10 protein-coding genes are annotated in these 11,564 nt (G+C 49.7%); all 10 read right to left on the reverse strand.

The window, feature by feature from the left end:
* Window positions 1-116 precede the first annotated feature (116 nt).
* Window positions 117-2,120, reverse strand: coding sequence for a polysaccharide biosynthesis protein (locus KVO92_RS05380; protein ID WP_217474603.1), 2,004 nt, complete (start codon window positions 2,118-2,120; stop codon window positions 117-119).
* 112 nt (window positions 2,121-2,232) lie between these two features.
* Window positions 2,233-2,787, reverse strand: a complete 555-nt coding sequence (locus tag KVO92_RS05385; protein ID WP_217474604.1) for a sugar transferase — start codon at window positions 2,785-2,787, stop codon at window positions 2,233-2,235.
* Window positions 2,788-2,806: 19 nt separating this feature from the next.
* Entirely contained in the window at window positions 2,807-3,766 is a 960-nt protein-coding gene (locus KVO92_RS05390; protein WP_217474605.1) for a UDP-glucose 4-epimerase family protein, read from the reverse strand.
* Complete coding sequence (locus KVO92_RS05395) at window positions 3,756-4,889, reverse strand: glycosyltransferase family 4 protein (RefSeq protein ID WP_217474606.1); 1,134 nt, start codon at window positions 4,887-4,889, stop codon at window positions 3,756-3,758. The genes KVO92_RS05390 and KVO92_RS05395 overlap by 11 nt, the downstream gene beginning before the upstream one ends.
* 51 nt (window positions 4,890-4,940) lie before the next feature.
* Window positions 4,941-6,077: a glycosyltransferase family 4 protein gene (locus KVO92_RS05400; RefSeq protein ID WP_254621289.1), complete on the reverse strand. Its 1,137-nt coding sequence runs from the start codon at window positions 6,075-6,077 to the stop codon at window positions 4,941-4,943.
* A gap of 8 nt (window positions 6,078-6,085) precedes the next feature.
* Window positions 6,086-6,913 carry a hypothetical protein gene (locus KVO92_RS05405; RefSeq protein ID WP_217474607.1) on the reverse strand — a complete coding sequence of 276 codons (828 nt, stop codon included), beginning with the start codon at window positions 6,911-6,913 and terminating at the stop codon, window positions 6,086-6,088.
* 413 nt (window positions 6,914-7,326) lie between these two features.
* Window positions 7,327-8,508 (reverse strand): hypothetical protein, encoded by a 1,182-nt coding sequence (locus KVO92_RS05410; protein ID WP_217474608.1) that lies wholly within the window; start codon window positions 8,506-8,508, stop codon window positions 7,327-7,329.
* Window positions 8,509-8,604: 96 nt separating this feature from the next.
* Window positions 8,605-9,132, reverse strand: a complete 528-nt coding sequence (locus KVO92_RS22760) for an acyltransferase (protein WP_217474609.1) — start codon at window positions 9,130-9,132, stop codon at window positions 8,605-8,607.
* A 19-nt stretch (window positions 9,133-9,151) separates the two neighbouring features.
* Complete coding sequence (locus KVO92_RS05420) at window positions 9,152-10,186, reverse strand: NAD-dependent epimerase/dehydratase family protein (protein WP_217474610.1); 1,035 nt, start codon at window positions 10,184-10,186, stop codon at window positions 9,152-9,154.
* An 87-nt stretch (window positions 10,187-10,273) separates the two neighbouring features.
* Complete coding sequence (tviB, locus tag KVO92_RS05425) at window positions 10,274-11,551, reverse strand: Vi polysaccharide biosynthesis UDP-N-acetylglucosamine C-6 dehydrogenase TviB (RefSeq protein WP_217474611.1); 1,278 nt, start codon at window positions 11,549-11,551, stop codon at window positions 10,274-10,276.
* Window positions 11,552-11,564: the final 13 nt, after the last annotated feature.

Raw genomic sequence — 11,564 nt, forward strand, 5'->3', positions numbered from 1 at the left:
AGAAACAAAGCTCAAAAGCCAAAGAAAACCGAAGCGCCCATCGCCCGCAGTGACCTGCTTTTTTGTGGGGGCCGCCCCCGCGGCGATTGCGGGCGGCAGCCCGCCAACCGGAATCGCTACTCAGCCGGCCCAACCCGCCGCTGTTGGTAGATCAGATCGACGATCTCACCCTCAGGCACATAGCCGCTCACCACTTCGCGCAGCAGTACCCGAACCTGCGGATAATCATCCTGTTCCACCGCCTTGAGCAGCTTTGCCAGTACCCCACGCAGCACGTCCCAAGTGAAATACTCCTCGTCGGCCCGCATGATCATCGGGTGCTCGGTGGGGCTGACATTGTCGCCGATCAGCAGCTCTTCATATAGCTTCTCGCCCGGCCGCAAGCCTGTGAATTCGATGGCGATATCGCCATGCGGACTCTTCTCCGACCGCACGCTCAGACCAGACAGGTGAATCAGCTTCTCGGCCAATTCAGCAATCTTTACCGGCTGGCCCATATCCAACACGAAGACATCGCCGCCCTGCCCCATCGAGCCCGCCTGGATTACCAGCTGCGCCGCCTCAGGGATGGTCATGAAGTAACGCGTGATCTTCGGGTGGGTCACCGTCACTGGGCCGCCACTGCGAATCTGCTGATAGAACCGCGGGATCACCGACCCCGACGAGCCCAGCACATTGCCAAACCGCACCATGGTGAATCGCGTCTTGTTGACGTGATGCACCGCACCGTCCGCGTTGAACAGCACCGGCGCTGTCTCGCGGCTCAGCGCCTGCAGGATCATCTCGGCCACGCGCTTGGTACTGCCCATCACATTCGTGGGCCGTACCGCCTTGTCGGTGGAGATCAGCACGAAGTTGGCCACACCTGCCTGCACAGCAGCCTGGGCCGTATTCATGGTGCCCAGTATGTTGTTCAGCACACCCTCGGCGACGTTGTGCTCCACCATCGGCACGTGCTTGTAGGCCGCCGCGTGGTAAATGGTCTCTACCTGCCAGGTGTGCATCACATCCAACAGACGATCGGCGTTACGAATGGAGCCCAGGATTGGCACCAACTTGATCGGCAACGAGGCCCGCTCGATTTCTCGCTCAAGCTCGATGTGAATGCTGTAGAGGTTGAACTCGCTATGCTCGAACAGCAGCAAGGCTTTGGGTTTGTTGGAAATGATCTGCCGGCACAGCTCCGAACCGATCGAGCCACCGGCGCCAGTGACCATCACCACCTTACGGCGAATGCACTGCTCGAACAGCGCCTGCTGCGGCGGCACCGCATCGCGCCCAAGCAGGTCGGCGATATCCACTTCCTGGATGTCCTCGACCTTCACGCGCCCGCTAGCGAGATCCATGAAGCCCGGCACACTGCGCACATGCAGAGGATAATGCTCGAGCGTCTCCAACACCTCGCGCCGCCGCGCTCTCGAGGCCGAAGGGATGGCCAACAGAATCTCGTCGCTACCCGTTTCATCGATCATCTGCTGGATATGCTTGGGCGAATACACCCGCAGCCCGGAAATGCTCCGGTTGTAGAGATTGGGATCATCGTCGATGAACGCGACCGGGCGCATGCCCCGACCCAGGCGCAATGCGGCTACCAGCTGGTTACCTGCTGCACCGGCCCCGTAGACGGCGACCTTCGGCAGACCCGCATCGCGCCCCTTGAACTTGGTGGGCGAATCCGGCGAAAACCAGTCGCCCATGAAGTACTGACGCATTACCAGGCGCAAGCCGCCGATCAATACCAGGCTGAGCCACCAATAGTTGAACACCATCGAGCGCGGAATGACCTTGGGTGCATCACTGCGCCAATACACAGCCAGGGAAAGCAGCAGCGCTGATAGCGTTACGGCTTTGGCAATAGCCATCAGGGCGTCATTGCCGAAATAGCGCATGACCGCACGGTACATACCAAACCGAACGAAGAACGGAATGGCAATCAAAGGCGCGATACTAAACAACCAGGCATGCCCACCAAAAGGCTCAATGTTACGGGTATCGCCCAATCGAACGACAAACGCCAACCAAAGCGCAGCCCAAACCAACACCACATCGGTCGATACTTGAATCAAGCGCTTGTAGCGCCTGGGCAACCGCACCAGCCTCGTACGTAGTTTTTCAGCCAATCTCAACACAAAGCTACCCTTCCCAGAGCCGGAACACCGGCCGCTTCGGTTACCCAGTCCATTTATTCAATCGATCGAACGCTAGACAACATGGTTAGAGAGTGTGCTGAGGTCAGCGCTTCACTATCCGGTCCCCTGCGCCCTTGCCCGCTACGGTCATGAAGATGTATTTGAAGTAATCACCCAGCGTCAGGCTGCTGATCATCTTCCGATCCGTCTCGGCCAGCAGAGCGGGTGTGGACATATCAATCTCGCTCACCTGGGCCAGTCCGGTAATCCCTGGACGTACATCGAACACCCCTCGCTTGGCGCGCTCCGCAGTCAGTTCCTCCTGGTTGAACAACCCCGGCCGCGGCCCCACCAGGCTCATATCGCCCTTAAGGACGTTCCATAACTGAGGCAGCTCATCCAGCTTGGTCTTGCGCAGGAAATGGCCAAAACGGGTAATGGACGCGCTGTTCGCAAGATGCGTGGCCACCGATGCGGTGTCCACCTTCATGGTGCGAAATTTAACCAGCGTAAACGGCTGCTGGTGGCGGCCGACACGCACTTGCCGAAAAATCGGTGAGCCCGTATCGAATAGGCCGATAAGCGTCAGCACGAGCAACACAGGGAAGCCAACCACCAAGCCCACCAGCGAAAAGAAAAAATCAAAAACTCGAATCACGGGTTTATCCGGTAATAGATCAATTGGAACGCTCGAAGCAACGCTTGAGCCCTTCTTGCACTGTATAGGGTGGTTTCCAGTCCAGCATTTCGCAGGTCTCTCTGATATCGACCTGCAACGAGCCGAGCAGCCGTTGGGCCATCGCTTTTTTGCCCAGCAACGTAGCAACAAGCTGAAGTATGCCAGCCGGCACGGGAATCAGTCGTGCGGGCTTACCCATCGCCGCGGCCACGCCACGCAACAATCCAGTGGTCGAAAGATCCTCACCATCACTGGCTAGAAATACCTGATTGGCGGCAGCGGGATGATCGATGCAACGGATGATCAAATTAACCAGGTTGTCGATACCGACCAAGGAGCGCTTGTTATGGATGGCGCCCAAGGGCAGCAGCCACCCCTTGTCGACCAGTTTGATCATGGTCGCAAAGTTCCCCTTGACTCCTGGCCCGTACACCAGCGGAGGGCGAATGACGACTACCTCCATGCCAGAATCGGCCGCCAGTTGCATCAGGCCTTGTTCAGCTTCCCACTTGGAAAGTCCGTAGGGATCTTCAGGCCTAGGTGCATCACAGGATAGGAATGGTTTGCCCAAGGGCGTCGACTCACCATTGACCTTAATAGAACTGATGTAAATAAAACGCTTGACTCCGGCAGCAGCAGCCTGGCCGGCCAAATTAAGCGTGCCCTCCACATTGACAAGCCGGTACTCGGCAAGAGGATCGGCAAGCTCATCTTTCATTATATGGGCGCGAGCCGCAGCATGAATGACAATCTGTACCCCAACAAGCACTGACGACCAGTCGGTTGTTGCATTCAGTTCACCAACACATCCTAGATCCTGCCTATTAGGGCCGGTTAGCGTTGATCGCCTAACCGTCCCAACGACATTTATACTTTCCTGTGCCAACGCAAACATTAGGGCCCGGCCCACAAACCCAGTCGCCCCTGTGACAAGAACTCTATGTGGCTTAAGCACCATGTAGCAGCTCCTTATAGATACTCATGTGCTGCTCCACAATTTTTTCAATCGCAAAACTTTCTTCAGCCAATAGTCGACCTTCGCGCCCCATTCGGTGTCTGATCACAGGATCGGAAATTAGACACTGAATGGCATCTGCCAACGCATCGGCGTCTTTAACAGGCACCAGCACACCCGTTACACCACAGATGACCGCATCGCGGCAACCCGGCACATCGGTCGTGACAACCGCACGGCCACAAGCAGCAGCCTCCACAAGACTTTTCGGCAAACCCTCTCGATAGGAAGGCAAACATACTATATTTGCTGCGGCATACTGCTCTGCGATATCCGTACGATAGCCCAATAAGCGAACAAGGTTTTCACGAGCCCAGCGATCAAGATCCTGCTGGTTAACACTGGTAGGGTTACCTGGGTCTGGGGATCCGATCAACCGCATCTCAACATCAACGTTACGGTCACGCAACAAGCGCGCTGCCTCGACAAACTCGAACACACCTTTGTCTCGTAACAAACGAGCAGCCATCACCACCACGGGTCTACCGGTAGGCTCTTGCAAATAGAGATAGTCCGCGAGACGAACACCAGAACCACGAATTAGCCTCACCTGACGCGACTTCAAGATGCCTAGTTCAAGCATCGTATCGCGATCATCTGGATTTTGGAAAATAACGGCCAAGCCACGCCGACGGAACGCAGCGCGATATAAGGCTATTACCACCCGTCGGCGGAGCCGTGCGGCAGTTGATCTAGCTAGAAAAACTGTGCCCAAGCCAGAGACAGCGGCAACAAAAAACCTTATTCGAGTTAAGCGTGCTGCAATGCCACCATATATAACAGGCTTTATTGTTATTGCGTGAACGAGATCTGGCCTTACTTTCCTAAAAATATAAAGCAGCCGAATAAATGTACCGATCTCGTATAGGGGATTCTGCCCGCTGCGCGCAAATGGAATATTATGAAAAATGAAACCTTCATTTTCTATAAGCTCTCTACCTGATTCGTCAGCTGTAGCCACATGCACTGCGTATCCTGCAGCTTTCGCCGCAATTGCTAGAGGTAAACGGTGCGACAAGAAAAACATTGGCGCATTGACAAGGAATAGAATTTTCTTTTCAGTCATTCCGAAAATGGCCTTAAAGCTAAAGCGGGCACCCAAGAAACTCCAACAACACTAAGCCTCAGCAATCAAATCATGGTAAAGCCGCTCGAACTTACTACTGGCGTGCTTCATAGTAAAATCATTGATAATGCGTAATCTCGCCAAACGTCCTAACTTGGAGCGCTCTAGAAAACTAAGCGACAACAACTTCTCAAGCCCCTCCGCCAAAGCTAGAGGGTTTTCCTTTGGTACAACAATGCCTGCACCTCCGACTAACAACGCAGCATCCCCTACATCCGTAACCACACAAGGCCTAGCCAAGGCCATCGCCTCGCCTAGCGCGTTAGGGAAGCCCTCCGTACGAGAATGCAAGCAAAAGATATCCATCGCGGCAAGACAGGACGGTATGTCCGAACGCTCACCAAGAAGAATAAAACACTCCGGCCTCCCAGTTTCTTCGATCCATTTATGCAAATCTACATTAGTGTCGTCTAGCCCGCGCCCAACCATGAGAAAACGGAGATTATTATGTTTTTTGACAAGAAGAGCAGCTGCTAGAATGAAATCCCTTTGATTCTTAACCGCATTAAATCGACCGACCGAGCCAATAACCGTCTCATTGTCGGCTATTCCAGCCGCTTGGCGGACAGCCTTCACCTGATCCGGCGCCGCCATTAATTTATCAATATCAAAGCCATTGGGGATTACCAACATTTTTTCCGAAGCATAGCCAACTCGCTCATGGACCTTACGAGCAGCATCTGCTACGCAAACAATTCTACTTGGTATATATGGCGAAAGCAGTGCGCACATCTTCCTGATTAACCGGGTTAAAAGCGAGCCACCAGCCTTTATTTCAGTAGTGCGTATTCCCCAGACAACCCGACGAACCCCAACGGAACGAGCTGCGAGACCGCCTAAGAAATCGGCGTGATACATCCAAGTTTGCACTATATCAGGCTCAAACTCGGTGATCTGTCGACGAAGGCTAAGAAATGTCGGAAGCAGATCAAGCCCTCCGCGCATTCGCAATGCAACTACCCTAATACCAAATGATTCCAACCTCTCACCAACCTGTCCAAGATTAGTCAGTGATATAACCTTATACTCATACTCTGCCGGGTGGCTACTCTGAATTAGGCGCTGCAGCATCAACTCCGCACCACCGACGCCTAAACCGGCGATAATATGAATCACCTTAATAGCCATGAACTTACCTACCGAAACTTACGACCCATAAAAACCGCACACAAGGCAAACAAAAGCAAAGATATAAAGTATATAATAAAGCTAGGATAAAATGCATTCCTAAAATAAGCAAAAAGGGACCCCATCGAGTTACGATGCATCCAGAACGCGCCTAATAAACTCATTACCAAAAAAATAGCACCAACTGGACTTTGCCTATATCGATGATAAACACCTTCAAATGCCACCATTATCCCAGGAAGAAATATGGAATATACAAGAATACCAGCCCACCCCCAAGCGGAAAATGCCTCTGCCCAAGGATTATATGCCATCCCATACTTAATAGAGGGAAAAAGCTCCGGTTGAAAAAGATCATTAAACAAAGAAGAACTTAACCCATACTGAGACAGCGGCACGGGAAGAAAACTTAACAACCCGGCTAGAGGAACCCAGCAAGGAATATTGAAATCGGTAACAATCACCTCTTGCAATATGGCGGAGGTATTCAGAAACTCCGCACCTTTCATCAGTGTCTCTAAGTCGAAATCATCCAGCCAAGCAGGGACCGCAGCAAGTCCTCCGGCCATAACAGCCCCATAAAACGTCTTTCCGGCCATTACTAAAACGGAAAAAACAACACCTATAGATATAGCTTTCCATTTAGAAATTAAGGAAATTGTTTTTCCAAAATACAAAACCGCGCACAAAACTAAAACCGCCAAGACAAGAGGCCTACGAGTACCGACAACGAAAAGGAATAAGATGATCGATAAAGCTACAGCCGCGAAAACGTAGCGTCGTGTAGCAAGTGCATAAGCAAAAGCAACGGGCAAGAGCGACGAAAGCAGAACCATTTCTATTCCTGCGGTCTCCAGCATCTCGACTTTGCTACGCGCTGAAATCATCCCAGGGGCTTTGGTGACAAGGATAGACGTAGATAGAAGCAAGCATAGGATTAAAAATAAGGCTCCAGGCAAGCTAGAGGGTAAAACAGGGATCGGGCGTCTACGAACAGCAAAATAATCCTTACACAATATTAGAATTCCTAAAGAAGAAAAAGAAATCCCGTGAACTATCCATACCGAAGAATCAACCCTTTTATATACGTGAAAAAAAGGATCGTAAACCAACCCAAAAACAGATGAAATTGAAAATAGAAACAGAAAGGCGCAATAGATACTGAGTATATCGAAAACTCTCTTTCTACATATAACCCAGAGAACAACAGAAATAGCAGAAATGAAGAAAAATAAAAAAGAAGCCGAAATCACTTCCTCAGCCCTCTAGTCGAAAGGAATATGATAGGCAGCAAAGAGACCAAATTTGCAGCAAATAAGACCATACCTATATCCACGAATACAGCCTTGCTAGAAATAAGCCACCAACTCAGCCAAAAAAACACAAGACCTACGACAGAAGAAAGATTGTAGCCAGCCAAAAGACCTAACTTAATCATTCGATACCCATTGAGATCTCTAACGACAAGCGGGATTGATGCAGCCACAAGCCAAAGAGAAATGTCCAGAACGCCATTATTGGCTTTATCCGCAAACAAAAGCCTCACCATCCAGTCGCCGGCGGTTAATAGTATAACGAACATGACGATGTAAAAGGCCAGCATCCCGATATATATTCGCCGCTCAATCAGGCGCCAACTTTTAATAAGATCCTTCGTAGATACAATCGTAAGCTGTATTATAATTGACCACAGCATGGTAACAATCAAATACACATATGAGGCCATATAATACAACCCAGAAAGCTCGACCCCAAACCACCATAAAGCCACATAGCGCGGACTAGTAGTTATTGCAGTTGAGATAAACGCCCCATAGACGTTAGGGTAAGCCCCTTTTAATAGCCGACCATAGGTCCGCACCGATCCATAGAGAGAAAACCGACTCAAGGACAATTTCAGATATTTAAAATCTGCTAACAATATAGCAACATAACCAAACAGAACCATTAGGAGAAAAGAGGCGACCGTCAGTAGATATAAATATGACACGCCAGCCATGCACAAGACCCAGACTAGACGAGCCAGTTGCGCTGTAGCAAAACGCGCATCTAAGTTCCGACGCCTATACACAACTGCATTAACTTCAGACATGCAGTCGCATGCTTTAATCAGAAAAATTAAAGTCGCAACAAATAAGTCACACTCAATGAAATGATAAACAATCAGGGAATAAAAAAACGCCGAAAGAATTGTTGCAACAAACGTCAAGCCAACGAAACAGGTATATGAAAAATATCTATGCTTTACTGCAACCAACCGTGGCATCGCCATTGATAAGGACATGAGCAACACAGTCGTCACGCCCTGCAGCACTCCAAATATGCCTGCTTCCGCCGCGCCATAGTAATGAAATATAAAGGCAGCGATTATTAGCTGAGCAAATAATCCCAAAGATTTACTAGCTATACCGATAATAATTCGGAGCAGCAATTACAATCCCTCTCATGGCCCGGCACGTTTGGCCAGCCAATATATTTATATTAAGCATTTTCTATTTATTAGCGAAGACACTCCTGGTACGCTTCGTTATTTCTGTTGAGCTATAGCCGCCCTAACTTTTTCGATGTATTCTCCAGCATCAAACTCCTGCAAAGAACATTCGGATGGGAAGCGAAGCTTACTTTCCCTCCATGAAGAGAAGCTCATTATTTCTTTAGCTGGCGCACCCGCAACAACCACGCCAGAGGGTATGTCTTTTGTAACTACAGAACCAGCGGCAACAACCACCTCACGACCGATAGTTACTCCAGGAAGAATTATTGAATTTACGCCGATAAAAACATCATCACCTATTTGTATAGGCGCATAATAAAATCGTCTACCCTGAGCGTCTCTTACTAGACTCAACGAACCATCGTGGGTGATTAGCTTTACTCCCGCAGTAATAGTAACGTTGTCCCCAATGGAGATTAAAAATGGTTCGCTGCCGAAATCTTTTATGTAAATACGGCACCTTTCTCCGACCTTTACACCGGCTGCACGCGCTGAGCTAACCCCACCAAATATATAATAGCAAAAGTACGAATATAACCGCCCCGTCTTTTTTTTGATCATTGAGCATCTAAGGATAATTTTATTTAGCACCTAAAAACCCCAAATACCATGGCATAGCTGAACTTATTCCAATTTTTACGTCGTAACATGGCACATAACCTAAAAGGTTCTTTACTTTATTAATATCCGCTTGCGAGTGGCGCACATCCCCTTCACGAAAATCACGATAAAAAGGCTGCCGCTGCGTAACAGTCATGCCCCTTTCATCTAGTTCATCTTTAAGCAAATGAAACAATTCGTTCAGGCTAGTGCGTGCATTCACGGCAACATTGTAAACTTGGTTCAAGGAGCACTTTTCTATGGAGGTCGCCGCGAGCAGATTGGCTTGAACTGTGTTTTCTATAAAGCAAAAATCTCGACTAGTTGTGCCGTCGCCATTTATATAGACATGCTCCCCTCGAATCATTGCTGAAATCCACTTGGGTATTACCGCGGCGTAAGCCCCGCTGGGATCTTGGCGCTTTCCGAAGACATTGAAATAGCGCAAACCTACAGTATTAAAACCGTAAGTACGGGCAAAAACATCAGCGTATAGTTCGTTGACGTACTTGGTCACAGCATACGGGGAAAGTGGCTTTCCGATCACATCTTCAACTTTTGGCAACCCCGGATGGTCCCCATAGGTCGAACTGCTGGCGGCATAAGTGAAGCTCTTCACCTGAGCGTCACGAGCGGCTACCAGCATATTAAGAAATCCATCTATGTTAGTGCTGTTCGTGGTTATCGGATCGTTAATTGAGCGGGGTACGGAACCAAGGGCAGCTTGGTGCAAGACATAATCAATCCCAGCGCAGACCCTGTGGCAAACGTCTAGGTTTCTGATATCGCCCTCGTTGAATCTGAACCGCGCCCATTGCTCAGCGCTCACCGAACTTTTGACTTCTTCTAAATTGCGCTGGTGGCCGGTGGAAAAATTATCCAAGCCAACAACATACTGATCGAGTCGGAGCAAAGTTTCCAACAAATTTGAGCCAATGAAGCCCGCCACACCAGTTATAAGCCACGTTTTAGGACTTAACGGCAATTCGTTCAGTAATGATTCGTATCGGGTCATAGCATTCACTTATTCATTAATTATACTGATGCATCAAGCAGGACATGCATTCGATTAATTCCCGCGACCGGGTTAGCCATCTGGACATTACAAACGCAGGTCGGATTCTTCGGCGTTCAGCACATATTTAAGGTCATATAGAACGTGCTCAGCCTTTCCGTACTGGCGTATATTCTCGACACCCAAATCACGAAACTCATTGTGTGCTACCGCAAGCACGATACCGTCGTAGGCGTTAATTGCCGGTTCGGATATCGGTGTGATTCCATATTCATGCTGAGCTTCCGTACCGCTGACCCAAGGGTCGTAGACATTCACGCCGATATTGTATTCAGCTAGCTCGCCGATAATATCCACAACACGCGTGTTGCGCAGATCGGGACAGTTCTCCTTAAATGCTAGGCCGAGTACCAGGACGCGCGCCCCATCGACATGGATTCGTCGTTTAAGCATCGCTTTAACCAGCTGCGACACAACGTAAGCACCCATACCGTCGTTTAATCGGCGGCCTGCAAGGATAATTTCAGGATGATAACCAATGCTCTGAGCTTTATGAGTCAAATAATAAGGATCAACTCCGATGCAATGACCTCCGACCAAACCAGGGCGGAAAGGCAGGAAGTTCCATTTCGTTCCAGCTGCTTGGAGTACTGCCTCGGTGTCGATTCCCATCTTGTTGAAGATGATTGCAAGCTCGTTGATCAGCGCGATGTTTAGATCGCGCTGGGTATTTTCAATGACCTTAGCAGCCTCGGCGACCTTAATGCTGGTTGCCTTATGGGTCCCGGCCGTGATGATCTGGTTGTAAAGATCATCAACCAGGCCAGCGACTTCAGGGGTAGATCCGGACGTGACCTTCTTGATGGTCGTAACGCGATGTTCTTTATCACCTGGATTGATTCGCTCCGGACTGTAGCCCGCGAAGAAATCCACGTTGAACTGCAGCCCGGAAATTTTTTCCAAGACTGGCACACAATCTTCCTCGGTGGCTCCCGGATATACGGTGGACTCGTAGATTACGATATCGCCCTTTTTCAATATTTTTCCGATGCTCTCGGAAGCTTTGATCAAAGGCGTGAGATCAGGCTGCTTATGCTCGTCTATCGGTGTGGGGACTGTGACAATAAATACATTGCAATCTTTAAGATCTTCGAGCTTAGCGGTATAAGTGAGCATCTCAGCTTGCTTGAGTTCGACATCGCTTACTTCGAGGGTAGCGTCATGGCCTGCCTGTAAAGCTTCGATTCGAGGGTTGTTAATGTCGAACCCAACCACAGCACGACGTTTCCCAAATTCAACGGCAAGCGGTAGGCCGACATATCCCAAGCCAATGACGGCGAGTTTCACTTCTTGCAAGCTAACCATAATAAATCCATCT

Source organism: Stutzerimonas stutzeri (assembly GCF_019090095.1).
GTDB classification, from domain to species: domain Bacteria; phylum Pseudomonadota; class Gammaproteobacteria; order Pseudomonadales; family Pseudomonadaceae; genus Stutzerimonas; species Stutzerimonas stutzeri_AN.